Annotated in this window: 34 protein-coding genes; 6 read left to right on the top strand and 28 right to left on the bottom strand. The window is 70.6% G+C overall.

From position 1 onward, the window contains the following. Positions 1–3 precede the first annotated feature (3 nt). Positions 4–1272 carry a hypothetical protein gene (locus JT1_RS07555; RefSeq protein ID WP_068325027.1) on the bottom strand — a complete coding sequence of 423 codons (1269 nt, stop codon included), beginning with the start codon at positions 1270–1272 and terminating at the stop codon, positions 4–6. Between the two features lie 35 nt (positions 1273–1307). Between JT1_RS07555 and JT1_RS07550 the strand changes: the two genes are divergently transcribed. Beyond that, entirely contained in the window at positions 1308–1499 is a 192-nt protein-coding gene (locus JT1_RS07550; RefSeq protein ID WP_068325026.1) for a hypothetical protein, read from the top strand. After that, the gene (locus JT1_RS18315) at positions 1489–1659 is read left to right on the top strand and encodes a 3-oxoacyl-ACP reductase (RefSeq protein WP_169701915.1); all 171 of its coding nucleotides are present in this window, start codon (positions 1489–1491) and stop codon (positions 1657–1659) included. The genes JT1_RS07550 and JT1_RS18315 overlap by 11 nt, the downstream gene beginning before the upstream one ends. Here the strand turns inward: JT1_RS18315 and JT1_RS07545 are convergent. The 3 genes from JT1_RS07545 to terL are packed head-to-tail and all read right to left on the bottom strand — an operon-like array spanning position 1656 to position 5801. After that, entirely contained in the window at positions 1656–2717 is a 1062-nt protein-coding gene (locus JT1_RS07545; RefSeq protein ID WP_068325025.1) for a phage minor head protein, read from the bottom strand. The genes JT1_RS18315 and JT1_RS07545 overlap by 4 nt on opposite strands. Positions 2718–2722: 5 nt before the next feature. Further along, positions 2723–4258, bottom strand: a complete 1536-nt coding sequence (locus tag JT1_RS07540; RefSeq protein ID WP_068325024.1) for a hypothetical protein — start codon at positions 4256–4258, stop codon at positions 2723–2725. A 19-nt stretch (positions 4259–4277) separates the two neighbouring features. Further along, entirely contained in the window at positions 4278–5801 is a 1524-nt protein-coding gene (terL, locus tag JT1_RS07535) for a phage terminase large subunit (protein ID WP_068325023.1), read from the bottom strand. Positions 5802–5844: 43 nt separating this feature from the next. Between terL and JT1_RS07530 the strand changes: the two genes are divergently transcribed. Continuing rightward, positions 5845–6387 (top strand): hypothetical protein, encoded by a 543-nt coding sequence (locus JT1_RS07530; protein ID WP_068325022.1) that lies wholly within the window; start codon positions 5845–5847, stop codon positions 6385–6387. Positions 6388–6434: 47 nt separating this feature from the next. Here the strand turns inward: JT1_RS07530 and JT1_RS07525 are convergent, their stop codons facing one another. The 24 genes from JT1_RS07525 to JT1_RS07435 form a co-directional block, all read right to left on the bottom strand. Continuing rightward, positions 6435–7244: a DUF7341 domain-containing protein gene (locus JT1_RS07525; protein WP_068325021.1), complete on the bottom strand. Its 810-nt coding sequence runs from the start codon at positions 7242–7244 to the stop codon at positions 6435–6437. Positions 7245–7247: 3 nt separating this feature from the next. Continuing rightward, positions 7248–7403: a hypothetical protein gene (locus tag JT1_RS18310; RefSeq protein ID WP_169701914.1), complete on the bottom strand. Its 156-nt coding sequence runs from the start codon at positions 7401–7403 to the stop codon at positions 7248–7250. Beyond that, entirely contained in the window at positions 7400–7996 is a 597-nt protein-coding gene (locus JT1_RS07520; RefSeq protein WP_068325020.1) for a hypothetical protein, read from the bottom strand. Before JT1_RS07520 ends, JT1_RS18310 begins: the two co-directional genes overlap by 4 nt. 402 nt (positions 7997–8398) lie before the next feature. After that, positions 8399–8719 (bottom strand): hypothetical protein, encoded by a 321-nt coding sequence (locus JT1_RS07515; RefSeq protein ID WP_169701913.1) that lies wholly within the window; start codon positions 8717–8719, stop codon positions 8399–8401. Between the two features lie 287 nt (positions 8720–9006). After that, a complete protein-coding gene (locus tag JT1_RS07510) occupies positions 9007–10560 on the bottom strand; it encodes a DnaB-like helicase N-terminal domain-containing protein (protein ID WP_068325018.1) in 1554 nt (517 codons plus the stop codon). Between the two features lie 98 nt (positions 10561–10658). Beyond that, the gene (locus tag JT1_RS07505) at positions 10659–10943 is read right to left on the bottom strand and encodes a hypothetical protein (protein ID WP_068325017.1); all 285 of its coding nucleotides are present in this window, start codon (positions 10941–10943) and stop codon (positions 10659–10661) included. Further along, complete coding sequence (locus tag JT1_RS07500) at positions 10940–11185, bottom strand: hypothetical protein (protein WP_068325016.1); 246 nt, start codon at positions 11183–11185, stop codon at positions 10940–10942. Before JT1_RS07500 ends, JT1_RS07505 begins: the two co-directional genes overlap by 4 nt. After that, positions 11182–12366, bottom strand: a complete 1185-nt coding sequence (locus JT1_RS07495) for a hypothetical protein (protein WP_068325015.1) — start codon at positions 12364–12366, stop codon at positions 11182–11184. Before JT1_RS07495 ends, JT1_RS07500 begins: the two co-directional genes overlap by 4 nt. Continuing rightward, the gene (locus JT1_RS18305; RefSeq protein WP_169701912.1) at positions 12363–12584 is read right to left on the bottom strand and encodes a hypothetical protein; all 222 of its coding nucleotides are present in this window, start codon (positions 12582–12584) and stop codon (positions 12363–12365) included. Before JT1_RS18305 ends, JT1_RS07495 begins: the two co-directional genes overlap by 4 nt. Continuing rightward, positions 12581–13132 (bottom strand): crossover junction endodeoxyribonuclease RuvC, encoded by a 552-nt coding sequence (locus tag JT1_RS07490; RefSeq protein WP_068325014.1) that lies wholly within the window; start codon positions 13130–13132, stop codon positions 12581–12583. Before JT1_RS07490 ends, JT1_RS18305 begins: the two co-directional genes overlap by 4 nt. Then, the gene (locus JT1_RS07485) at positions 13129–13605 is read right to left on the bottom strand and encodes a YegP family protein (RefSeq protein WP_068325013.1); all 477 of its coding nucleotides are present in this window, start codon (positions 13603–13605) and stop codon (positions 13129–13131) included. Before JT1_RS07485 ends, JT1_RS07490 begins: the two co-directional genes overlap by 4 nt. Then, positions 13602–13799, bottom strand: a complete 198-nt coding sequence (locus JT1_RS07480) for a hypothetical protein (RefSeq protein WP_068325012.1) — start codon at positions 13797–13799, stop codon at positions 13602–13604. The genes JT1_RS07485 and JT1_RS07480 overlap by 4 nt, the downstream gene beginning before the upstream one ends. Continuing rightward, entirely contained in the window at positions 13796–13942 is a 147-nt protein-coding gene (locus JT1_RS07475) for a hypothetical protein (RefSeq protein WP_169701911.1), read from the bottom strand. The genes JT1_RS07480 and JT1_RS07475 overlap by 4 nt, the downstream gene beginning before the upstream one ends. Positions 13943–14048: 106 nt before the next feature. Next, a complete protein-coding gene (locus JT1_RS07470) occupies positions 14049–14240 on the bottom strand; it encodes a hypothetical protein (protein ID WP_068325010.1) in 192 nt (63 codons plus the stop codon). 58 nt (positions 14241–14298) lie between these two features. Further along, on the bottom strand, positions 14299–14781 hold the full coding sequence (locus JT1_RS07465; RefSeq protein WP_068325009.1) for a single-stranded DNA-binding protein: 483 nt from the start codon (positions 14779–14781) through the stop codon (positions 14299–14301). Further along, positions 14778–15545, bottom strand: a complete 768-nt coding sequence (locus JT1_RS07460) for an exonuclease domain-containing protein (protein ID WP_082807538.1) — start codon at positions 15543–15545, stop codon at positions 14778–14780. The genes JT1_RS07465 and JT1_RS07460 overlap by 4 nt, the downstream gene beginning before the upstream one ends. Next, a complete protein-coding gene (locus JT1_RS07455) occupies positions 15542–16624 on the bottom strand; it encodes a recombination directionality factor (protein ID WP_068325008.1) in 1083 nt (360 codons plus the stop codon). The genes JT1_RS07460 and JT1_RS07455 overlap by 4 nt, the downstream gene beginning before the upstream one ends. Before the next feature lie 2 nt (positions 16625–16626). After that, positions 16627–17562 (bottom strand): hypothetical protein, encoded by a 936-nt coding sequence (locus tag JT1_RS07450; protein ID WP_068325007.1) that lies wholly within the window; start codon positions 17560–17562, stop codon positions 16627–16629. Between the two features lie 81 nt (positions 17563–17643). Next, positions 17644–17781: a hypothetical protein gene (locus JT1_RS18300; RefSeq protein WP_169701910.1), complete on the bottom strand. Its 138-nt coding sequence runs from the start codon at positions 17779–17781 to the stop codon at positions 17644–17646. 1 nt (position 17782) lies between these two features. Beyond that, positions 17783–17932, bottom strand: a complete 150-nt coding sequence (locus JT1_RS18295; RefSeq protein ID WP_169701909.1) for a hypothetical protein — start codon at positions 17930–17932, stop codon at positions 17783–17785. 1 nt (position 17933) lies between these two features. Further along, entirely contained in the window at positions 17934–18341 is a 408-nt protein-coding gene (locus JT1_RS07445; RefSeq protein ID WP_068325006.1) for a hypothetical protein, read from the bottom strand. A 1-nt stretch (position 18342) separates the two neighbouring features. Next, positions 18343–19062 carry a hypothetical protein gene (locus JT1_RS07440; RefSeq protein WP_068325005.1) on the bottom strand — a complete coding sequence of 240 codons (720 nt, stop codon included), beginning with the start codon at positions 19060–19062 and terminating at the stop codon, positions 18343–18345. Positions 19063–19140: 78 nt separating this feature from the next. Further along, a complete protein-coding gene (locus JT1_RS18290; RefSeq protein WP_169701908.1) occupies positions 19141–19290 on the bottom strand; it encodes a hypothetical protein in 150 nt (49 codons plus the stop codon). Then, positions 19290–19547 carry a helix-turn-helix domain-containing protein gene (locus tag JT1_RS07435; RefSeq protein WP_218005566.1) on the bottom strand — a complete coding sequence of 86 codons (258 nt, stop codon included), beginning with the start codon at positions 19545–19547 and terminating at the stop codon, positions 19290–19292. Before JT1_RS07435 ends, JT1_RS18290 begins: the two co-directional genes overlap by 1 nt. A gap of 269 nt (positions 19548–19816) precedes the next feature. Here JT1_RS07435 and JT1_RS07430 point away from each other — a divergent pair, with 269 nt between their 5' ends. The 3 genes from JT1_RS07430 (at position 19817) to JT1_RS07420 (ending at position 21949) form a co-directional block, all read left to right on the top strand. Next, positions 19817–20344 carry a hypothetical protein gene (locus JT1_RS07430; RefSeq protein WP_169701907.1) on the top strand — a complete coding sequence of 176 codons (528 nt, stop codon included), beginning with the start codon at positions 19817–19819 and terminating at the stop codon, positions 20342–20344. Continuing rightward, the gene (locus tag JT1_RS07425; protein WP_068325002.1) at positions 20344–21453 is read left to right on the top strand and encodes a hypothetical protein; all 1110 of its coding nucleotides are present in this window, start codon (positions 20344–20346) and stop codon (positions 21451–21453) included. The genes JT1_RS07430 and JT1_RS07425 overlap by 1 nt, the downstream gene beginning before the upstream one ends. A gap of 85 nt (positions 21454–21538) precedes the next feature. Continuing rightward, positions 21539–21949 (top strand): hypothetical protein, encoded by a 411-nt coding sequence (locus JT1_RS07420; protein ID WP_169701906.1) that lies wholly within the window; start codon positions 21539–21541, stop codon positions 21947–21949. The last annotated feature ends 32 nt before the right edge of the window (positions 21950–21981 follow it).

Raw genomic sequence — 21981 nt, 5'->3', positions numbered from 1 at the left:
GGGTCAGCCCTCCTGGGTGGCGGGGATGCGGAACGCGGACAGGACGCTCCGGGTGGACTCGGTGGCGGTGATCTTGTCGCCGGTGGACTCGGTGGCGCCGAAGCCGGTGATGCGGCCGGCGCCCTGGGCGGCGGCGCGGTCAGCGACGGCGGACTCGACGGCGGTACGCAGGGCGTCCTCGTCGAGCTCGTCGGCCTGGAGGGCGTCGGCGGTGATGCCGCGACGCTCGAGCGCGTTGAGGGTGTCGTGTCCCTCGACGCTGTTGACGACGCGGTCGATGGCCTCGCGGCGCTCGAACGCGGCGACGCGGGCCTCGGCGGCCTCGGCGCGGGCGGTGGCGGTGTCGCGCTCGGACTCGAGCGTGGGCACCCGCTCGGCGTCCTGACGGAGGGCCGCGAGCTGCGACTCCTCGATCTGGGTGGTAGCCATGTTCATCTCCTCAGATTCGGTGGCTGTGGACTGTCCGGCGGGTGCCGGGACATCTGTGGGGGCGCCGTTGTCGGCGCCCACGGGCACGTAGCTGGTGGAGACGCGAACCTCGACGGGCTCACCGGTCAGGGACGCGGTGCCGTCGTCGGCGAGCTCGTAGGGCTGCTGGTAGGTGCGCATCTGCTCGTCGTCCTCGACCTCGAAGTAGACGAGGCCGGCGTCGGGGTCGAAGTCGCGGACCCACGTCCACGTCTCGTCGCCGCCGTGCGCGGCCTTGACGGCGCCGTGCAGCGCGTCGCGGGTGTCGTTGGCGCGGGCCTCGCGGACCTGCGCGCGAGCGGACTCGACCGCGGCCAGGATCCGCCCGCCGCGGCCGGCGCGGGTGACGAGATCCACGGACACGCCCTCGATGAGCTGGGTGACGATCGTGCCCTTGCGGCCTTCGGCCTCACCGACGGTGGTGTCGGCGGCGGCGCGGATGCTCATGCCGACGGCTTCCATGAACACCGGGTCGGTGACGAGGTCGCGGTAGGGGCCGATGACCTTCGCTTCGGCGACGAGGGCCGTGGTCGCCGGGTCGTAGGTGGCGTCCTCGTCGAGGACCATCGCGAGGTCGCGCACGGACCGCTCGGGGCGGTCGTGACGCTCGGACTCGGAGGGGTGGTCGAAGAAAATGTGGGTGCCGGCGGGGAAGACCTGCTCGTTGGCGGCGTTCTCGAGGACCTGAGGGGAGTAGTAGCCCGAGGAGCCCCATCCGGCGTCGATCAGCTGGAGCCTGATGCGTCCGGGGGTGGGGGACTCGGTGACGGTCAGGGTGGACGCCTCGGTGATGCGCTTGGGCATGGCGGTCGCCTCCTCGGCGTGGGATCGTGTTGGGCATGACTGTCGAAGAGGGACCCGCCCAGCGGGATGGCTGGTCGGCGCGGACTTGGCTGCTGTTGATCCTGGGGTTCTGGGTGCTGCGTGCCGTCGCAGTAGCTGCAGGTCAGGACAACGTCGGCGCCGCGTTCCTGCTGCTCGCGATCGTGTGCGTGGCGGGCCTGGTGTGGCGGCTGTTGCGTGGGCGCTGACGACCGCAACGAAGGCGACGCACCCCGCGAGTGCCCCGGCCACGACTGGCGAGTCGTCGAGTCCGTGCTCACGGACAATGGGGCCTACGTCGAGCAGGTGTGCCGGCTCTGCGAGACCGTCACGATGGTGACGCCACGCGAGCTCGGCGGCTGGGTCTAAGACGCGAGGTCCCGCACCGGCGTCGGCACAATGCTCGGCCTCCACCCGTCGGTGTCGCGACGCTTCGCCAGATCCGCCCACCCGACCCTCCCGGAGTCGAGCAGCTGCAGCCGCTGCGCGCCCATGATCTGCACACGCTGCGACTGGGGCAGCCCGTCGAACCACGCCCGCGCGTCCGGCAGGATCGGCTCCGGCTCGGGGATGTCGAAGCCGAGGTCCTTCCACGACGCTGCGACCGGGAGCCGGTCGCACCTGCCTTGCTGGTGGTCCAGGGGGCCGGCCACGGCCGGCGGGTGCTGCGTGCCGTGCATCGACAGGCAGGACGGGCAGGTGCGCTGGTCGAGGGTGGCGATCCATTGCCAGCCGGTGACGACGCCCTGACCGGCGAGGCGGTCCTGCTGCGCGCGGGATGCTGCACGGTGCGCGTCGAGCAGCTCGGTGCGGGCGATGACCTTCGCCCGGTCCAGCCCGCCGTCGAACGCGCCGTGCACGCGGGCGACCATCTCGCGGGCCGCGGTCTCCGGGTGGTCACCCACGGCGACGCCCTTGACGAGGGTGGAGCGCATCGCGGCCTCGGCCTGCGCGGACAGCGGCCGCGACCGGGCGACGACCTCGCTCGAGGTGCGGTCCACGATCACGTGGATCGCGTCCTTGTCGACCAGGTCGAACCCGGACGCGACCACCGCGGTCCCACCAGCCTGCGGCGGGAACTGCGACGCGGTCAGGCGCCGCTGCCACTCCGTGACGTCCTCGAGGAGCACGTCCACGTCCTGCACGACCCGCACCGGCACGAGGCCTTGCAGGTCCTTGAGGAGCTCACGCGTCGCGTCGCGAGCACGCAGCGCCCGGCGAGCACGACGCACCTTCGATGCGGGCGGCCACTTCCCGTCCTTGCTGGCGGCGACGAGGTCCGCGATCGCTGCCTCCCACTCAGCGGCGACCTCGTTCCATGCCCTCGACCAGGCGAGGGTGAGGTCTTGGGTGACCTGGTCGACGTGCGTGCCGACACCGGTCCGCATCCCGTCGAGCAGGACGAGGGTCTCCTCGTTGATTGCCACGACAATCAACCTTGGGGGTTGCCGGCGCCGTCATAGCCCGGGTCCTGCGAGGCCAGCGCGGTGCCCGCGGACGGAGGCACGAAGTTCCCGTCGTCGTCCTTCACGAGCTCCAGCTCCCCGTCCACGTCGTCGATGCCGAGCGCGACGAGCACCAGACGCGCGATCGTCAGCGGGTCGACAACGTCAAGGCCGTCGGCGATCTCCAGGGACTCCATGACGGTCTTGACGTCGACCTTCTCCAGCGACGGCCAGTCCACGGTGACGTCGTGCTGCTGGTCGCCTGCCAGGTCGATGACCTCACGCTGCGACCCGGGGTCGCGCAGGATCGTGCCGCGAAGGGGGCCGCCGGGCGCGCGGACCGCTTCGCGGATGACGTGCCCGAGGACAGTGCGGATCAGGTCGGAGTCGACAGCGCGGCGCAGCATCCGCTCCAGCTCGAGGGGACGGTCGAGGGTCTCCGCGGTGGCGCGGGCACCGGTGACGCCCGGGTCGGACAGGAGCATGGTGACGGGCAGGTCGAGAGCGGCCGCGACCATCCCGGCCAAGGGCTTGGACGAGCCGGCGTCGATGGTCGCGCCCGACTTGGACACGGCCTCGAACGTCTGGCCCTCGCCGGTGACGGCGACTTGGCCGACACCGGTGCCGTCGGTGGGGACGCTCGCGAACTTCTCGCGGACCTGCGCGGCCCCACGGCGGGTCTTCGCGGTCGCACGGAACGCGACGGTCGCGAGGGCCTTGTGGAGTTTCGCCCAGTCCTGCAGGAAGTCCTTGTACCCGGCGGCCCAGGGCAGGGCGGCGAGGACGTCGGGGATGCCCCACCGGGACTCGCTCGGGCGGTTGACGGCGGTGTGGACGACGGGCTTGTCCCACTCGACGGGGTGCCCGTCGATCGACCTGGCGCGGGTGGCTGGGCGGAAGTTCACGTCGGGGTAGTACACCGTCCGTGCCTCGGTCACGGTGCTCGTGGTGCCGAGGGCGTTCTGCGTGACGCGCTTGGCCGTGTAGGTCCGCTTGTACAGCCACGGCGTGGCCGCGTCCTCCGGGTCGGTGATGATGTCGGTGACCTGCGACGGCGGGATGACCCGCACCCGCACGCGGCCGGTGCGGGGGTCGGTCGGCAGCGCGTGGAACGTGTTGCCGTCGGTGTTGCGGGCGCGCTCACGTTCGGCGCAGGCCTGCACGCTGGTGAAGGTCTCGGCGTTCTCCGGGTCGTCCCAGAAGGCCTGGACGACGGCGTTGAGGTCCTGCCCGTCATCGCTGCTGGGCGCGGACACGGACGGGGAACCGAGGTACGCGATGCGCAGGTTCACGCCGCGCTTGATGAGGGGGTCGGCGGCCACGTTGATGCGGGCGACGGCGGCGACCTGCATGATCGACGCGCGGTCGATGACGTCTGTGCCGTCGCCGGCGGTGAGGCGCGCCCAGCCGCGGTCCTCGGCGGACAGGAGGCGTTGCGCGTCGAGGGCGGCCTCTTCGAGGGATTCGACGAGGTGCTCGAGTTGGGCGAGTTCGTGGCGGGGGAGGGTCACGGTGTCGGTCACGTCGCCCCCTTCGAGGTTGCTAGTAGCTGGGTGCCCAGTCGAGGGCGTCGTCGGTGTCGTCGAGCAGCTCGGTCCAGTCGTGGGTGTCGCCGTCACCCAAGAGGGGCACGAGCAGGAGGCGGTGTACGGCTTGGGACATGGCGTCGACGGTGTCGTCGTTCGCGCCGGCGGGGAACTCCCGCGCTTCCTCCGTCAGGGCGGTGACCCACGCGGTGCCGTCGACCTTGAGCGGGTCGGGCAGGACCACGTTCTGTGACTCCACGAACGGGGTGACCGCGGCCGCGCGAGCGTACTTCGACCCTTCGGGTTCGACGGGGATGAGGCCACCGACCCGCGAGCGGAGCGCGTTCAAGATGGCGGGCCCGTTGGCCTTGTCCTCCACGAGCTTCGCGATCGCCTGCGGCCACCGCGCGGACAGGTCGAGCATCATCTGCACGGACTCGGTGAAGCCGGCCCGGCGACGGACCTGGTCGAGGAGGTACGCGTGGACGCCGCGGCGGAGCCAGACCTGCCCTACGACGTAGTCGCTGGCCTTGGTGTCCTTGAACGTGAAGTCCCAGGACTGCACGAGCTCGAGGTTGGGGTCGCGCCCGACCTCGGGCACGATCCGGGACCCGTCCTCGCGTTCGACCCACATGGGCAGCTCGTAGCGGGCCCAGGCGTCGACGGGGAAGAGGTTGCCCTCGTCGGGTGTCGGGTTGCCCTGGTAGAGGCTGGCCCAGGTGCGGGAGCCGACGCGGACCTTGACTGCGGCCCACTGCGCGAGGGTGCGGCCACGGGCTGAGGCCATGAACTCGTCGAGCTCACGGTCGAGGGGGTCGGTGTCGGGGTCGACGCACTGGGCGGGGATGTTGACCACGCGCCAGAGGTGTCCGTCTTCGGCTGCGAGGAGTCGGCCGGCGAGGTCGTCGTGGTGCCAGCGGGTCAGGATGAGGACGACTGGGGCACCGGGCGCGAGGCGGGTGGACGCGACGTCGGTCCACCAGTCCCAGGCTCGGTCGCGGTAGACCTTCGAGTCGGCCTGCTCGCGGTTGCTGATCGGGTCGTCGATGACCATGAGGTCAGCGGGCCGGCCGGTGAGGCCGGAGCCGATGCCTACCGAGAGGACGCCGCCGGTGTGGCTGTCGAGGGTCCAGTCGCTGACGGCGCCGTTGTCGGGCGCGATGGTCAGGCCGAGGTCGGGGTGTTCGGTGATGCGGCGGCGGATGGCGCGGCCGTTGCGGTTGGCGAGGGACTGCGCGTAGGACGCGGTGACGATCCGCAGGTCGGGGTTCTGGGTGAGTGCCCAGACGGGGAAGTCGCCGGCGGCGCGGGTGCTCTTGCCCTCCTGTGGGGGCATGGTGATGATGAGCCGGCCGTCGGGGGTGTCGAGGAGCCGCGCGAGTTCGGTGTCGATGAGGTCGAGTGCGGGGGTTTGGACGGTGCGGGGGTCGAGGTGTTGGGCGAGGTCGCCGGGGGTGGCCCAGGCACGGGTGGGGGGCTCGAACAGGCGGGCGGCGAACTCGAAGGCGCTGTCGGTGGTGCCGTGGACGATGTTTGTCATGATGCCTCCTCACCGGAGGGGGCGCTGATGAAGGGGAGTTCTCATGGTCGACGCTGAGGGGCACGAGCAGTGGGTCCGGTCAGTCTGGGAGAAGACGCAGGCCATGGGCCTGTCCGGCCCTCACCGCCACGTGTGGAGCCGTATCGCTGTCCTGCTACAGCACGCTGACGTCGTCTGGGCTGACGGCGATCTCACGGAGGAAGGGATGCGTACGTCTGGCCAGGTCATCGTCTTCACGGAGCGCCACGTCGCGGTGGCCACGCTCACGAACGAGTTCCGCTGGCAGGACTACACGGAAGGGGCTCCGAGCGGCAGCACTGACGTGAAGGTGATCTCGCGAGGCGACCTGGAGCAGATATCTGTGCTGTCGGATGCCGAGGGAGATGACCCGCGCGCGAACGCCCCGTACGTGTGGATCAGCCAGGACTTCCTCGATGGCGAGCCCTGGCCGCGGTTCAATGCCCCGATCAAGCTCCGTTATCGCGGGGGGATGGTCGTGACGGTCAACGGCCGCTTGTCCGAGAAGTTCAGCACCAGCGAGGGACCGAAGTTCATGGCGTCGCTGCTGGAGGACCTCACGACGTAGCGAGAGCGACCCGGCCTGCCTGAGGGCATGACGAATCGCTGAGCCCATTATGCACTCGCCCGCGCGGCCACGTCCACACCGGCCGCGTGGGCGAGTCGCCACTCCGCCCACGCCACCCGGAACGCCAAGCACTCGACGCACTCCGTCGGGTAGCCCTGGTCGTCGATGTCCCAGTGGCGGGCCTTCGTGACCTCGTGCTCAGCGCACCACGCCACGTGCTGCCCCAGCACGTCCAGGCTGCCGTGGTCCGGTTCGCCGGTGCGGTCCCACGTCTCGCCGCAACCGGTGCAGGTGGCGAGCTCGTCGTCTATGCGGATGCGGAGGGTGTCGGTGTCCCAGCAGTGGGGGCACGGCACGCCGTGGGGCCGGTAGGCGGGGGTGTCGTGCTGGGTGAGGAGCCGCGCGGTGGCCCACCAGGAGCGGACGCGGCGGTGGGGTTCGTGTCCGAGGGCGCCGGACAGGCGGGACAGGACGGCGGGGAGGGGGCCGGTGTTGTCGACGCCGTGGTCGTCGGCGAGGGCGCGTGCTTGGCGGTCGATGCGGGTGAGGGCGTCGGTGGCGCCGAGGTGGGCGGCGGGCTTGGACGCGTACCCGCCCTTGGCGGCGTCGGTGTCGGAGAGGCCGGTCGTTCCGGTAACGCCGGCGAGCTGCTCGAGGAGCGGGGGCTCGGTGACATGGTGCAGTTCCTGGCGGGTGGCGCCGGTCGGCTCCCAACGTGGGTAGAGGCGGGGGTTGCCGGTTGAGGGGATGGGTCGCATGACCGGTCGGGTGACGACGCTGGTGGTGGTGTGGGTGCGGATCAGTTCGCGGATGTGGTCGGCGGCGAGCATGGGTGGACGAGTCGAGTGCTGGTGCATGGGTCAGGCTCCTTCGGGCGTGGGGGTGTCGGTGGGGGCGAGGCGGTGGTGGCCGATGTGCCAGACGTCGCCGCGCCCCGTCATCTGCAGGCGCGTCGCGGGCCCGCAGGGGCAGTCGTCGCTGCGGTCGTGGGGCGTGAGCGGCGGGCGGCCGGTCATGACGCGTCTCCGGCGAGGAGCCGCAGCTGCGCGGGCACGACCTGCGGCACGAGCTCGGCCTGCTCGGGCGTGAGGTTGAGCGCGTCGAGGATCGCGCGGATCGCGCCGGCGATCGCGGCGCCCTGGGACTCCGCGATGCGCACTCGCCGCTCGTCAATGCCAGCCTTCAACGCGGCGGCGGCGTAGGCGGCGAGCTTGTCCTGGGCTTCGGTGAGGAGCCGGTAGGCGACGTGCGGGCCGGCCTCGCGGGTCTTCTTGTCGATGGGGCCCTCGGCGCCGAACCCGTCCTCGTGCTTCGTCACGCCCCACACGAGGTCGTCGTCGGTGACGTCCTCGACCCTGGCGCGCCAGTACGTGACGATCCCGGCCTGGTAGTGGACGAGCTCGAGGAGCGCGTCAGCGGGATGGATGTCCGTGCGGGCGGCGAACCGGTGCGCGTCGGCGCGGGCCTGCGCTTCCTGCTCACGCTTGGCGGCAGCCTGCAGCGCCTGGGGGGACTTCGCGCCGTGGATCGCGCAGACTTCCTGCCCCGGCGCGGCGTTGCGTTTGCACTGCTCGCGGGACTGCTTGGAGGTGGCGGTGCACTGGGCCATTTCAGGGTCCTTCCATGAGGTCGGGGGCGGTCGAGAACGTCCTTGGGGTGCGCCGTGGCAGGTGCCCTCCGTCACGGGTCAGGGCGGGTGCTGGCGGGCGCGCACGGGCCGGGGCGGGTGTGTGTGCGTCGCGCGTGGTTGCTCGCGGCTGGAGCGCGGGACGGGGTGCGGGAGGGGGCGCTGGTGGGGTCGTCTGCGCTTCGATGACGGCGACGGCCGACAGGACGGCGACGGTCAGGGTTGTGCCGTCTGGGGGCAGGTCCCGTCCGAGGTGTTCGGGGGCGTGCCAGCCGCGGCAGGTGGGGCAGGACTGGGCGTGCCAGGTGGCGCGGGCGGCGAGCTCGTCGGTGTCGGTGTGGGCGGGCAGGGTGGCGCGTTCGGCGGCCCAGCGGGGGCAGTCGCTCACGACGACGCGCCCTTCTCGACCTCGTCCAGGATCCGGTTCAGGTCGTTGGCGAGCGACCGGAGGAGCTCGCTCAGCTCGGTGCTGGCGACCTGCGCGGAGAGGTTGACCTTCTGCCGGGCGTAGTCGCGGAGGGGGCGGAGGGCCGCGCGGATGGTGGCCGCGTCGTGCTCGGGCGTGACGATCAGGTCGTCGGGGTCGAGGGCGCGGACCATCACCGCGACGTGATCCCGGGTCGAGGCCGTGACGCCGCAGCGCCTGATCCACGCCTCGTGCATCACGTCGGCGGCGCGGTCGGTGATCGGCTGGGGGTTGGGCACGGGCCGGCGGCAGGTCGCGCACCGGGACATGAGTACCGGGGGGCCGTCGAGGGGGTACCGGAGATCGGTGGTGGGGGGCTGCTCGTGGGTGCAGTCGGTGGTGTCGGGTGTGGGGTGTCTGTCCCCCGGGTGGTTGAGCGTGTCCCGGGGGACGGTCGGACTGTGTCCGTCCCCCGTAGGGGAGGGGGACGGGACACAGTCGTCCGGGACCCGGTCCGGGGGGACAGTCGGGGGGACGGTGGGGGGACAGTCGGTCGCGTTGTTGTGCACAGGGTTTTCCACAGGGATCAGTCCTCGTCTCGGTCGTCGGTGAAGGGGGTCACGAGGTAGTGGAAAGAGCCACCTCGGGGTGCGTCTTCGAGTCGGATGTGGCCTTCGGCGACGAGTGCGGCGATGGCGTCGTCGATGGAGTCCTTCTTGCCGCGAACCCCGGTGCGGATCGCGTTGCCGGAGACGCCGTTGGACTTGGCGAGGAAGTCGCTGACGCGGACCATGAGGGTGGTGGGCCGGAAGTGGCCGTCGTCGTCGACGGACTGGGTGGGGTGATCGAGCCAGGCGCGGATAGGGGCGTTTTCGCGGAGGTCGGTGGCGTCCATGTGGAGCTCGGCGACGGTGGTGCCGTTGGGGCCGATGTCGCCGTGGCGGTCTTTGTCGATGACGAGCTTGGCGTGGCCGTGGGCTTGCTTGCCGAAGGACTTGACGGTGAGGAGCTTGTAGGCGGCGCCGGTGATGCCGGCGAGCTTGTGTTGGCCGCCGATGGCGTAGCGGCCGCGGGAATCGCTGTTCTTGACGACGTGGTCGATCTGGAGGACGGCGGGGCCGTGGGCGGCGAGGCGGTGGGGGATGAGCGCGAGCCAGCGGGCGACGTCTTCGTTGTCCATGAGGGAGAGGCCGTGGAGGGTCATCGCTTCGGTGATTCCGTCGACGACGGCGAGGGTGGTGCCGGAGGCGTGGGCGTCGAGGCGGGTGGCTGCTGCTGGGTCGAGGGCGACGTGGGGGCGGATGTAGCGGACGTGGCGGGTGATGAGGTGGTCGGGGCATTTGAGTGAGCGGAGGCGGGCGATGAGGGTCTGTGGTCGGTCTTCGAAGTCGACGTACAGCACGTCGTGGCCGTTGGTGATCTCTTGGGCGACGGCGACGAGCGCGAACCATGACTTGCCGGAGCCTGGCTCGCCGCTGATGGAGTGGATGGCGCCGGGGTAGAGGAGGTTCTTGCCGTCGCGGCGGGTGACGAGGGTGGCGGTGGGGCCGGCCATGTCGCCGTGGGCGATGAGGTCGGCGAGGTCGATGGGCGCCCAGGGGTCGTCGGGGGTGTCGGCGTCGACGCCTGGGATGCGTGGTGGTAGGTGGGCGAGCTCGGTGGTGGTGCGGGTGGTGAGGTCGTCGAGGTCGAGGTCGCCGGGGGTCAGGGCGGTGGCGCGGAGGCGGTCGGCGAGCTTGAGGACTCGGCGTCGGGTGGCGTGCTCGGCGACGATGCGGGCGTGGTAGCCGGCGGTTTCGGGGACGGGGGCGTTGGTGAGGAGCTCGGCGAGGTAGGCGCGTCCGCCGGCGCGGTCGAGCTGTTGGGTGCGCTGGAGGTGGTCGCCGATGGTGATGGTGTCGACGGGTTCGCCGCGTGACCAGAGGTGCTCGATGGCGTCGTGGATGAGCTCGTGGCTGGGTCGGTAGTGGTCGTGGGCGGCGATGGTGGTGGTGACGTCGGTGAGGGCGGTGTGGTTGCCGGTGAGGAGGGCGCCGAGGACGGCGCGTTCGGCGTCTTGGTTGTTGGGTGGGGTGAGGTCGCGCGTGGTCCCGTTGTCGGGGACGGGGGTGAGGTGTCGGCGGTCGCTCACGGTGGTCATGGCTCCTGCTGGGGGTGTGGCGGGCGTGGGTGGTTGTGGTGCTGGCTGCCTCTCGGCGACCCGGGCCGGGTGGTGGGGTCCGGGTCGCCTGGGGGCGGTCAGGTCTCGGGTCGGGGCTCGTGCTTGAAGCAGCCGGGCCACTCGGGCTCTACGGCCGTGAACGTGTCGACGAAGGTGCACGTGTAGTCGCGGACGGTGCGGCCCTCGTAGGCGAGGTCGAGGTGCACGCAGGTCTCGCAGCGGGGCTTCTCGCTGTAGGTGAGCCCGTCGGTGGGGGCGAGGGGAATCCGGGTGACGGGGTGGATGCCGGTGGCGATAGCGGTGTTGGGACGGAGCGCCTTCTTGGGCCGCTTTGGTCGCTCGGTCTTCGTGTCGTCGGTCATGGCTTCCTCTTCTCGGTGATCTGCTCGAGCAGCTGCTGGGCGCGGGCCTTCTCAGGTCCGTCGGGTGCGTGGTCGATGTAGTGCCGCAGGGCGGCGCGTTCGGCGGACTTCATGGAGGCGTGGACGGCGAGGCGCAGGTCGCTGCAGGTGCACTCGACGTGGGCGCGGGCGCATGGCATCCGGGTGACGGAGAGCGCGTGCCCGGGCAGCGGGGCGAGGAGAGGGCGCTTGAGCGTGCTCATGCGGCATTCCTGCGGCCTCGGTCGCGCACGCGTGCGGGCAGGCCGTCGCGGGTGGGCTGGTCGTGGCCTTGGGCGATGGCGTTGCGGCGGAAGGCGGCGCGCAGCTCGTTGGCGAGGTCGGGGTCGTCGTCGTTGAGGCGGGCCAGGGCTCGGCTGATGGCGGCGTTGGTGACGTGGAGTCGGTGCGCGGCCTGGGCGAGGGTGAGGCCCCAGTCGACGGCGCAGTCTCGGAGGGCGTCGGCGTTGGTGGCGCCGGTTCCGCGGCCGGACTTGCGGTCGCGTGCGTCGCGGTCGTCGACGTGGGGGGTCGCGGTGGGGTCGTCGATGGTCTCGTCGTCCCACGCCAGCGGCGGCACCCATCTGGCTGCTTCGGCGCGCTTCTTCGCCCGGGTGGCCGCGAGGCGTTCACCCTTCGTCGCGGTGGGGGCCGGGGTGTCCCACAGCTGCTCGTACAGGTCGGTGACGGCGCGGCGGGTGCCCATGACGATGTTGCCGCCGTGGATGGCGTTGTCGAGGCGCTGCCGGTCGAGGCCGGTCTGGCGGGCGATGGCGTTGATACCCCACCCGAGGGTGTGCAGGGCCTGCAGTCGGCGGGCGGTGCCGGTGGAGTCGGTGCGGGCGCCGTCGGCGAGGAGGGTGGTGTCGCGGGGGTTGAGCGCGAGGATCTTGCTGGCGGTGTCGGTGCGGACTCGCTGCGATGGCGGGCGTTGCCCGGGGATGCCGTAGACAAGCTTGGACAGGACGCCGCCGTTGATGCCGGTGTGGTGGGTGATCTGCTTGAGCCCGATGCCGGCGGTCATGAGGGTGGCGATGTGCTCGCGGACGGGGTCGGCGTCGGTGAAGTTGGATCGGCCGTAGGCGTTGCGGCGCACCCGGCCGCGTTCGTAGTCGGCGGATGCCTGGCTGCAGGGGGTGCAGCGGCAGTGGTCGAGGGTGTAGGCCACGTAGGTGCCGTGCTGGTGGCGGGGCTGGCCGTGCTCGTCGGGGTGGGTGCAGGGCTTGGGGTTGCGGTCGATCTGAGCGATTCGGGCGAGGCGTGCCTGGTTGCGCGCCGCGGCGGCGAGGCGGGTGCGGTGCGCTTCGCAGGAGTGCAGGCGCAGGGCGTAGGCGGCGACTGCTTCGCTCTTGTAGGGCCCGCCGGTCCATCCGCAGTCGCAGGACGCGACGTGCTTCGTGCTCATGCGGCACCTGCTGGGGTGTGGCAGGGGCAGGCGCAGCAACCGGGCACGGCGACGAGCAGGGGCGCCTGCGGGCAGTCGTGGTGCCAGCCGGACTCGCAGAGGCCGTAGACGCGGGCGGGGAGGTCTGCGTCCCAGGGCTGTTCGACGGCGCCTGCGGTGCCCTTGCGTGACGACCATCCGGGGGCGTGGCCGGGCAGGAGGGGTGCCTGGGTGCTCATGCTGCGATCCCTGGTCGGGCCACCTTGGCGAGGGCTCGGGTGTGGGTGGCGGGCAGTTCGTCGATGGCGTGGCCGACGAGGCGGGCGCCGATCGCGGCGAGCACGAGCGCGTCGGCTTCGTCGTTACTGGTGACGTCGACGTGTGGGTATCGGCGGGCGACGGCCAGGAGGACGGCGTCCTTGGACGCGTTGCCCTTGCCGGTGGCGTAGGTCTTCAGCTGCCCGGCGCCGACCTCGACGACGTCGATACCGGCGCCGACCAGGCGGGCGACGAGCATCCACCACAGCCCGTTGAGCATGGACGTGCCCGTGTTGGCCTTGGACAGGGCGGGGGTTTCGATGACGGCGAGCTCGGTGCCGTGGTCGATCGCCTTCCCGACGATGATGTCGACGAGCCGCTCGAGCCGCTGGCGGCGTGCGGTGAGGGTCGCGCCGGCGGCACCCTTCGTCGTGATCGTCTCGGTGGGGATGACGAGGTGGTCGTCGGTGTCGAGGAGCGCGAGGCCGGTGCCGGTCAGGGACGGGTCGATGCCGAGGATGCGGGTCATGCCGTCATCTCACGGACTGTGGTGATGCCGAGCTTCGCGGCGAGGCCCTTGGCGGCGCGGCGGGCGTTGGAGCGCGACACGTAGTTCTCGGAGTGCATGACGGTCTCGCCGTTGCGACCGGCCAGGCGCAGGAAGTGAGGGGCGCCGTTCCACGACATGTCGGGGTCCGTCTGCACGATCTCGAGGCGCAGACCGTGGCGGGGGTCGGTGCCCTCGGGTGGGGTCCAGCCGGCGGCCGTGAGCGCAGCCCGCACCTGTTCGGGGACGTTCACGGTGACCGTCGCGTCGCCGTCGAAGGTGAAGTCGTCGGCGACGACGCGGACGCGCAGGCTCGCTGGCGCGCCCGGGTCGGGCACGTGGATCGAGAAGCCGGCCTCCATCGCGTGGGTGACATCGACGCCGTCGATGGTCAGCGCGGGGCTGCTGTGCTGCGGGTGGCGGTAGGTGACGTGGCTGGTGGTCGGGGTGCTCATCGGGGTCCTCCGGGGTGGCGCTCGTGGATGGTCAGGGTGGTGACGTCGTGGTGGGCGAGGACGCCGGTGTCGAGCTCGACGGCCCGCACGATGTCGCGGGAGACGGTGACGACGCGCCACAGGCGCCCCGCGGGGGTGCGGACGATGTCGCCCGGGCGTGGACCGGTGGCGGGCACCTCGTGCGCGGCGGTCACGGGAGGAGCCCGAGGGCGCGGGCGGCGACGCCGATGACCGCGAGGAAGGTGGTGGCCGCGGCGATCCCGGCGGCTGCGGCGGCGATGAGCCCGAGCGTGGAGCCCGGGTTGTCCTCGGCTCGGGGCTGTGTGGGGTGGTGCATCTCGGTCGTCTCCTCGTGAGTGAGTGGGTGGGTGGTGTGCCCCGGACCCGTGGCGGGTGTCGTGTCCTGCACCGTCGTGGGGTCCGGGTGCTCGAGGGGTGGCCGGTCAGGCGTTGGCCTTGCGTGCGGCCCAGACGAGGTCGATGACGACGGGGTAGGACTTGCCGGCGGGGTCGATGACGTCCATCGCGTCGTCGAAGGACCACCCGAACGGGCTGGCCTTGCCGCGGGCCGCGGTGACGATGCGACGCCCCTCCTCGTGACCGGGGATGCCCTCGCCCTCCCACGAGGCAAGCAACCGGAGGCTGTTCCACGCATCAGCGCGTGCGGCGTCTAGCGCCGCGGCGCGGGGCGTGTCAGAACGGGGGCTCGTCGTAGGAGACATCGCCACCACCTCCCCAACCCTGCTGCGGCGCGGAAGCGGCCTGCTGCTTGGCGGCCGGAGGGCGAGCCTGCTGCGCGGGGGGCCGCGACTGCTGACCGCCGCCCCACGCGTCGCCCTGCTCACGCGGCGCACGCGGCACCACGCCCACGACCGCGCCCTTGATCTCGAACGCGACCCGTTCGGTTCCGTCGTTGCCCTGGAAGGTGCGCTGGGTCAGCCGACCGGACGCGGTGACCTTCGACCCCTTGGTCAGGACCTTGGCCAGCTCGAGCGCGTCGTCGCCCCACACGGCCGCACCGACCCACATGGTCTCGCCGGCGTCCTCCCACTCGCCCTGGTCGTTCTTGCGGCGCGGGGTGTCTGCGATGCGCAGGTTCAGGACGGGCTTGCCGTCGCTGCCGGTGCCCTTGTTGGGCTCGGCGATGTTGCCGGTGATCGTGAAGTGGTTGCTCATGCTGCGGTGTCCTCTCGGGGAGCGGGGAGCTGGTCCGGTGACCAGTCCGCGGGTGGGTTCTGGATGGGCCATTCACGGGCCACGTCGTCGGGCTTGCCCTGCTTGCGCAGGTACCGGCCGAAGGACTCGGCCTGGCCGCGCTTCTCCATGACCTGCCACGCGTGCAGGTCCTTCGCGGCGCGCTGCACGAGGTGGGGGTGCCGCTGGGCGATGACCCACGCGATGCGTCCTGCGGCCAGGGCGTCGGCGGTCGCGCCGTGGGCCTCTTGCTCGGTGAGGGCGATCCCGTAGTGGGCGGCGACGTCGACGAGCTTGCGGGAGCCCTTGCGGTAGGTGTCGACGGCCTTGTCGAGGACGAACGTGTCGACGACGCACCCTTCGGTGGCGAGGTCCTCGAGGGACGCGACGTGGTCGCGGTGCCCGTGACGCATGGACTCGGCCCACAGCATGGTGAGGTCGTAGGTGACGTTGTGGCCGACGATGGGCACCCATTGCCCGGCGAGGCGGATGAGGGTGTCCGCGATGGCGTGGACGCCGGCGGCCGCGGCCATGCCGTTGTGGCTGGCGAACTCCGTGGAGATGCCGTGCACGTCGGTGGCGCCCTGCGGGATGGGGATGCCGGGGTCGAGGAGCCACTCGTGGGTGATCGGCTTCTGGCCGGGGATGACGTGAATGATGGCGGCGGTGACGATGCGGTCGCGGTGCGGGTCGACGCCGGTTGATTCCAGATCGAACAAGGCCAGCGGCCCGGTGTGCCAGCTCATGCCGCCACCGCCCCGGACTCGATGGCGGACCGCAGCTCGGCCAGCTGCTCACCGGTCAGATCGGCGACGGGCTGTGCGAACTGCTGCTCGGCGAGCTCCGCGAGCTGGCTGGTGGTGATGCCCTTGGCGCCCGCTGCGGCCACCACGTCCTGCCACGAGGACCCGCCTGGCTCGGGCTCGATCTCGCCGTCGATGGGGGCGGGGTCGAGGTCGGCGTCGGCCTCGGTGGTGGCCTTGATGTCCTTCGCGCGGCCCGTGATGAGGTCCTTGAGGTCCTCGTCGAGGTGCCCGGAGGCGCCGGCTGCGCGCCACACGTTCTGGCAGTCCTCCACGCTGACCGCGTCGGCGAGCATCTGCTCGTAGTCCGGCCGCTCCGCGGGCGCCTGCTCGAGCTGCAGCGCGTCGCTGCTGCCAGCCTCGAGCTCGGCCGCTCCTGCCGGGGCGGCCGCTGCCATGACCTCGTTGAGTCGCTGCTTGGTGATGGCCAGGTCGAGGACGGGCACCACGTACTGCTTCGTCTCGCCGTTGCTGACGCTGGTGCGCTGCTGCAGCACGAGGTTCGCGGGCACGTAGTCCCCGACGAAGTTCGACAGCTCGACCATGTTCGGCAGTTCGGCCGCGGCGTTCCACCCGTGAGTCTCCAGGCGCCACACGCCGAGGGACTCGAGGTCGCGGAGCATGACGGACAGGCGCGTGGTGGGCTTCGCGTTGGCGTGCGCCGGGTCGTCAGGGTCGCACGGGGTGTCGGTGAGGACGTTGGTGTAGCCGTCGCACCGGTGGGTGCAGCCACCGCCGGACCACGTCTCCATCCACTGGGAGATGCCGCCCTTGACGGCGATGACGGGGATGGATCGCGCGTCGGTGATGACCTCGTACTCGGTCTTCGACCCGTTCTTCCACTCGCCGGCCGTGCCGCCGTAGAGCGTGGCGAGGGCTTCGATGTGGTCGCGGTTGCCGGAGGTGAACCGGAACCGGTCGAGCTTGTCCGGGCGGGTCTTGCCCGATCGGGTCGCGACCTTCTGGCCGATGCGGATGCGCCCATGCTCGGCGTGCCGGCGCTGGATGGTGAGGATGGGCATGGTCAGGCCGCCTTCGTCGTCTCGGTGGTGGTCTTCGGGGTGGCGGCCTTGCGGGTGCGCTTCGGCTTCGCCTTGCCCGTGGGGGTGATGGGGCGGTGATCGCCCCGGGCCACATCTGCGCCGGTGGAGTGCATCCACTTCGCGAGAGAGAGGCAGCCCTGGAACGCGTTCCACTCGGCGTCACCCGACGGCAGCGGGATGAGCTCGTAGGTGCGGCGCCGCAGGTTCAGCACGGCGGTGCCGACGATCCCCTTCGGCATCGCGACGATGTCCCCGTCGGGGGTCCACGCCTCCCGTGCCCGCCGGAGCGCGGTCAGCTGCAGGGCGTACTCCCCGTATACCGACGTGGCGGCTCGGGTCGCGCTGCTCTTGTAGTCGATGAGCCAGAGGCCGCGCTTCGCCGGGTCGTCGACGCGGTTCGTCGGCATGCCCGGGATGTGCCCGTCGAGCGGCAGGCGCACGAGGAGGTCGAGGGTGCCGGCGTACCCGAGTCCGGGGTAGGCGACGGTCAGCTCGGTCGCTTCGACGTCGCGCTGCAGGTCGACGTCGAAATCGGTGAAGAACTTGAGGAGCTGCTCGACGAACGGGGCGCAGTCCTCGTCGCCGTCCTCGTAGGCCAGGTCGACGCCCAGGACGTGGGCCTCGGCGAGGGCATGGACTCGGGAGCCCATGTCGGCGGCCTTGTCGCGGGCGACGGTGACCGATCGGGACAGGTCCTTGCGGACGGTCTCGGGGTCCTCGGTGCGCAGCCGGTGGGTGAGGATGGGCAGCTGCTCGATGGCCTCCTCGGCGACGATCTTCGCGGCCCAGGGGACGAGGGCGGGCTTGGCGCAGCCGACGGAGAGAGCGTTGGTGACGGAGATGAGCTGCTGCCCGGTCTGGGGGTGGTTGTAGTAGCGGCCCTGGGCGGTGGCTTCGGCGTGGCGGGGGCTGGTCATGACGGGTCCTTGGGGTCGTCGAGCCATCCGGCTCGGTGGGCGATGAGGGCGAAGACGCATCCGGTGATGAAGAGGGCCACGTCAGACCGCCTCGGGCAGCGCGTCGTGAGTGCAGTGGCGGCAGCACATGCCGGCCTGCTCGCACTCGCCCTGGTGCCGGCCGCAGGAGCGGCACGGGATCTCGGGGTCGTAGAGCTCGGGGTCGAGGTAGGGGTCCACGTCAGGCCTCCTCGTTCGAGAGTCCGCAGATCGGGCAGCGGCTGTTGTAGTGCGGGGAGTCCTGGTGGACGTGGCCCGCGACGTGGCGGGCGAAGAGGCCGAGGCCAGCCATGACGGTCATTGCGGCCAGGACGGCGAGCAGGGTGTCCACGTCAGGCACCGCCCTTCGGGGTGTCGCAGCCCAGGAGGACGATGAACCGGCCCCGCCCGTCGAGGGCGTCGTCGAGACCGACCTCGCGGACGGCCGCGCCGTAGGGCAGCCCGTCGACGGGGTGGACGGGCACGACGAGGAACGTGTCGTCGAGCTCCGCGGCGCTCGGCGCGACGCAGGTCCAGTCGCGCTGGGCGGCGTAGGCGCGAGCGAGGTGCATGGGGGACGGGTCCCGGTCTTCGTCGGCCAGGAGCGTGACGCTGGTGGTGTCGAGGACGGCGCCCTCGTTGACCCACGTGCCGGGCCGGTCCGGTCCGGGCGTCACGGTCGCGGTGGGGGCGTGGGCTGCAGCGGGCGAGCAGGCCAGGAGCGCGGCGACCGCGAGGGTGAAGGTGGCGGTGGTGCCCATGTCAGATCCCGTCCGCGTGGCCGGCGCAGTAGCCGTCGACGGCGTAGGCCGTGCAGGTCCCGACGAGGCAGATCTCGGGCTCCGCGGCGGCCTCCTGCAGCTCCTCGAGGACGCCCTCGGCTTGGGGCACGGTCAGCTCCCACACGGTGGTGGCGTGGGCGGTGAGTGACCCGGACAGGCGGTTCATGACGCGGTGGTGCTCAGCGACGGTCTCCGTGCTGGCGTGGGGGTGGCGGACCGCGGTCTGCAGGCGGGCGAGGAGGATCAGGTCGGCCATGTGGCGGCGGGTGAGGTCGCGGGCGAGCTGGCGGGCGGCTTCGTCGGTGAGGCGGATGGTCACGAGGAAGTCGTCGTCGTCGGTGACGGTGCGCTCGACGGCGAAGGGGGCGTTGAGGGTGACGCGGTCGGTGGGGTTGACGCCCGGGCGGATGCCGGCGCGGGGGGAAGTCGGGCCGGTCACCTGCCCGGGCGTCGCCTCCGGGGCCGGAGGGGTCTGTCGGCGGTCACGCAGGGCTTTGGCGTGCCGCTTGGCCTTGATGTGGTCGGGGATCCACTCGGCGTCGTGCGCGGCGTCGTGGCACTGCTCGTCGGGGCAGCGGGTCAGCCAGCCGCGGCAGGTGGGGCAGGAGTCGCCGTCCACGTGCATGTCGTCGTGGCAGTAGTTCCAGGCGTGGGCGCCGTGCGTGATGTCGGCGGTGATGCTGGTGGTGGTGTCGCTCATCTGAGAGACTTCCTTTCGATCTGGAGGGCCGGTTCTGACTTGGCGGTTGGGCCGGCCCTTCGGCATGTCGTGGGTGGGTCAGGCGGTGCGCTTCGCGGCGGCTTGGCGCTGGAGGCCGTGGACGATGTCGACGACCCGGGGGGGCGGAGGTCCGTGCCGCTTGAGCAAGCGCTCCGCGTACTGCTTCGGGGTCTCGCCCGGACGCATCCCGTCCGTGAGGGCGCTCATCAGGACGCCTTCTTCATGTGCTGGTTGTCGATCGACCCGCTGCTGGGGGACACACGGACCTCGAAGAGGACGGTGGTGGGGACCCCGAGGGCCTCCGCGATCTTGTCGCCGAGCTCTGCCGTGCAGGAGGAGCGTCGGCCCGAGAGGAGGTGGGAGATGAATCCTTTGGAGCAGCCGGCGTAGCGGGCTAGTCGCGCCAGGCTGAACTGGTCCTGCTCCATGAGTGCGCGGAGGGTGTCCGCGCTCTTGAGCTTCATGTAGGCCCCCTTCGGCCATCGGTTTCTGCGTGTCATCACTGTCCCTTGCTAGACGGTTATCTGTCAAGTAGTACGGGACGATGATGCGTCTACTGCTAGACGGTTGTCAAGCAAATGACAGCCGTGTGGTTCCTTAGGGCCTGTAAACACGCGGGATTTGTGCCGACGAACTAGTAGACGCGGGGCTACTGTCGGCGTGTCATGTGGTGGTAGACGGAAGGTTGGCGGGCGTGGTTGAGGATCGGCAGTCCAGGACGGAGAGTTCTGGCGTGCCCACGATCAGCGAGCTCATCGAGCGACAACGCCGCGATTCCGGCCTCTCCTACCGGGAGATGGCGGAGCGTGCGGCGCGTGCTGGCCTGCACATCAAGTTCCAGACCATCGCGAACCTCGCGACCACCCCTCCGAAGGAGTGGCCGAAGAGGGCCGAGACGATCCGGGCGCTCGCGGAGGGGCTCGACGTACCTGAGCGGCTCGTCGTCCTCGCGTTCGCGTGCTCGTTCGGTCTGGACGTCCAGCGTGATGAGTCGACGCTCGGACTGATGTTGCCGGCCGGGACGCGTCATCTCGATGAGGGCGTGCAGAGGGCAGTCGCCGCGATGGTGCGGTCGATCGTCGATGCTCGAGAGGACGTGGGGAACGATGACCGTTCCGCCGCCACCACACAGGCCCCGGGGAGCGGGGTGCCAACCAAGGATCAGCTGGCGGAGCTCCGCGCCCGGCAGGAAGACGCCGACGGGGAGTCCGTGGAGCACATCACGCGGCAGGCCGCGGACCGAGACGAGGGGGAGGGCTGATGGCAGCGACATACGAAGTGGTTCCGTACCTAGTCAAAGTCCGGGTGAAGGGCGACACGAGTGACGCTCTCCGCTGGAACGACTTTGATGCGGCCGGAACGTCTGTTCTCGACTACATCGCGCAAGCGGGACTTGCGCATCAGGGCGAGGCGAGGGTGGCCAGTGCACTAGATGACGCCGCTCTTCGGGTTGTCGGCGTGCAGCGAGAGGGCGACCGAGTCGTGGTGCTCACCGCCTCCTCTGGGCAGCGGGGCATCAAGCAGACGTGGGAGCGCCACGAGGACGGCAGTCGGAAGACGGACACCATCCATGAGGACGACTGGATGTATACCGAGTTCCGGCATGTCTTCTACTCTCCCGGCGCTGACTCTAAAGTCGGGGTCCTATTGGCTGAGCGGGCGATGGGGCGAGGGGCACTCACGCGGCTGCGGCTCATGCTCCACGCCTCGCTGAGGCATGCGCATCCTGACCTCGAGCTCGACATCAATCCGGCGATGTCCCCGGAGGCCATGGAGCGTTGGGCGAAGGAATCCGTGGTGAAGGGTCTGGTCCTAGAGCTGGTCAACCCGCAGACGGGTGAGACCCAGGCGGCCCCCACCATCGGCGGCAAGACGTTCTCTTCTGCCATCGAGATCAAGGCTCCCCGTCGCCAAGCTTGGGCTCTTTCGCTCTTCGGTGGGGTGAACGCGTCTCCGAGGGCTGTGCTGATGCAAGTCGTGCCGCACATGCCGGGGGTCACAGCCGACACGGCCGGTGCAGTCGCTGACCAGATGCTCGAGGAAGGCTGGCGAGTTTCGTTCGAACTGGCCCACGACAAGCGCAGGCGCAAGATGCGTGTAGCCACGAAGGCCGGCGTCACTCTTACGTTCCCTGCCGCGTTGGACTCGACCGGCGCAGAGATTGCAGAGAGTCGCGCCCCCAGCCACGACGAGTTCACCCGGGCATGTCGCAAGGCACTGGAGGAGATGGGCGAAGACGGGTTTCAAGTCGGGGACGTGAAGGGCTGTTCATGGGACTCTGCTTGGTGGGATACTCCGAACAGGGATCCACGATGGGCAAAGGCGGTGTGGGGTGTTCCCGAGTCAGAGCCCGCTGAGAGTTCCAGTTGACCAGTTCAGTGACGCTCCCACCCACTCAGGCGGGCGACGTCGGGTCCGCTGGGGCCAGTTCGGCTTGCTGATGCCAGGCGTGGTGGTGGGTCTGCTCGCTGCAGGGACAGGGATACGACTGGGGCTCGTCGCAGGACCTCTGCTTACTGCGACGTCGATCCTCACGGGCTTCACGTTCTCCATGGCGGTCGTGTTCTGGAACAAGACCATCGACGCCCGCAGAGACCCACGCTTCAGCACCAGTGCCGTTGCCTTGAACGAGATCGACACGATGCGTGTGCACTTGATCTACACGGTTGGGGTGGGTGTCGCGACCGTGCTGATCACGACCCTCTATCTTCTTTTCGGAGGGCTGGACCCGGCCCCCGGGACCTTCCTGAGTGTGGTCGCAGCTGCTGGTACGTCGGCCGCTGCAGGTCTAGTCGTCTACCTGATCACTCTGGTCGTGGCGTCCCTCTACCGATTCAATCGGGCCGCATTCCTTCTTCGACGCTGACCGCTGTCACCGGTGGGTGTCAGCATCCACGG

The sequence above is a fragment of the Janibacter terrae NBRC 107853 genome (assembly GCF_001591405.1).
Taxonomy (GTDB): Bacteria; Actinomycetota; Actinomycetes; order Actinomycetales; family Dermatophilaceae; genus Janibacter; species Janibacter terrae.
The sequence above is the reverse complement of the archived record's forward strand: the minus strand, read 5'-3'. Positions and strand labels throughout refer to the sequence as shown.

Bases quoted from the DNA above. Each gene is read 5' to 3' on its own strand.
- JT1_RS07555 (WP_068325027.1), bottom strand. From the start codon at position 1,272: ATGCCCAAGCGCATCACCGAGGCGTCCACCCTGACCGTCACCGAGTCC.
- JT1_RS07550 (WP_068325026.1), top strand. From the start codon at position 1,308: ATGACTGTCGAAGAGGGACCCGCCCAGCGGGATGGCTGGTCGGCGCGG.
- terL (WP_068325023.1), bottom strand. From the start codon at position 5,801: ATGACAAACATCGTCCACGGCACCACCGACAGCGCCTTCGAGTTCGCC.
- JT1_RS07530 (WP_068325022.1), top strand. From the start codon at position 5,845: ATGGTCGACGCTGAGGGGCACGAGCAGTGGGTCCGGTCAGTCTGGGAG.
- JT1_RS07525 (WP_068325021.1), bottom strand. From the start codon at position 7,244: ATGCACCAGCACTCGACTCGTCCACCCATGCTCGCCGCCGACCACATC.
- JT1_RS18310 (WP_169701914.1), bottom strand. From the start codon at position 7,403: ATGACCGGCCGCCCGCCGCTCACGCCCCACGACCGCAGCGACGACTGC.
- JT1_RS07520 (WP_068325020.1), bottom strand. From the start codon at position 7,996: ATGGCCCAGTGCACCGCCACCTCCAAGCAGTCCCGCGAGCAGTGCAAA.
- JT1_RS07510 (WP_068325018.1), bottom strand. From the start codon at position 10,560: ATGACCACCGTGAGCGACCGCCGACACCTCACCCCCGTCCCCGACAAC.
- JT1_RS07505 (WP_068325017.1), bottom strand. From the start codon at position 10,943: ATGACCGACGACACGAAGACCGAGCGACCAAAGCGGCCCAAGAAGGCG.
- JT1_RS07500 (WP_068325016.1), bottom strand. From the start codon at position 11,185: ATGAGCACGCTCAAGCGCCCTCTCCTCGCCCCGCTGCCCGGGCACGCG.
- JT1_RS07495 (WP_068325015.1), bottom strand. From the start codon at position 12,366: ATGAGCACGAAGCACGTCGCGTCCTGCGACTGCGGATGGACCGGCGGG.
- JT1_RS18305 (WP_169701912.1), bottom strand. From the start codon at position 12,584: ATGAGCACCCAGGCACCCCTCCTGCCCGGCCACGCCCCCGGATGGTCG.
- JT1_RS07490 (WP_068325014.1), bottom strand. From the start codon at position 13,132: ATGACCCGCATCCTCGGCATCGACCCGTCCCTGACCGGCACCGGCCTC.
- JT1_RS07485 (WP_068325013.1), bottom strand. From the start codon at position 13,605: ATGAGCACCCCGACCACCAGCCACGTCACCTACCGCCACCCGCAGCAC.
- JT1_RS07475 (WP_169701911.1), bottom strand. From the start codon at position 13,942: ATGCACCACCCCACACAGCCCCGAGCCGAGGACAACCCGGGCTCCACG.
- JT1_RS07465 (WP_068325009.1), bottom strand. From the start codon at position 14,781: ATGAGCAACCACTTCACGATCACCGGCAACATCGCCGAGCCCAACAAG.
- JT1_RS07460 (WP_082807538.1), bottom strand. From the start codon at position 15,545: ATGAGCTGGCACACCGGGCCGCTGGCCTTGTTCGATCTGGAATCAACC.
- JT1_RS07455 (WP_068325008.1), bottom strand. From the start codon at position 16,624: ATGCCCATCCTCACCATCCAGCGCCGGCACGCCGAGCATGGGCGCATC.
- JT1_RS07450 (WP_068325007.1), bottom strand. From the start codon at position 17,562: ATGACCAGCCCCCGCCACGCCGAAGCCACCGCCCAGGGCCGCTACTAC.
- JT1_RS07445 (WP_068325006.1), bottom strand. From the start codon at position 18,341: ATGGGCACCACCGCCACCTTCACCCTCGCGGTCGCCGCGCTCCTGGCC.
- JT1_RS07440 (WP_068325005.1), bottom strand. From the start codon at position 19,062: ATGAGCGACACCACCACCAGCATCACCGCCGACATCACGCACGGCGCC.
- JT1_RS18290 (WP_169701908.1), bottom strand. From the start codon at position 19,290: ATGAGCGCCCTCACGGACGGGATGCGTCCGGGCGAGACCCCGAAGCAG.
- JT1_RS07435 (WP_218005566.1), bottom strand. From the start codon at position 19,547: ATGAAGCTCAAGAGCGCGGACACCCTCCGCGCACTCATGGAGCAGGAC.
- JT1_RS07425 (WP_068325002.1), top strand. From the start codon at position 20,344: ATGGCAGCGACATACGAAGTGGTTCCGTACCTAGTCAAAGTCCGGGTG.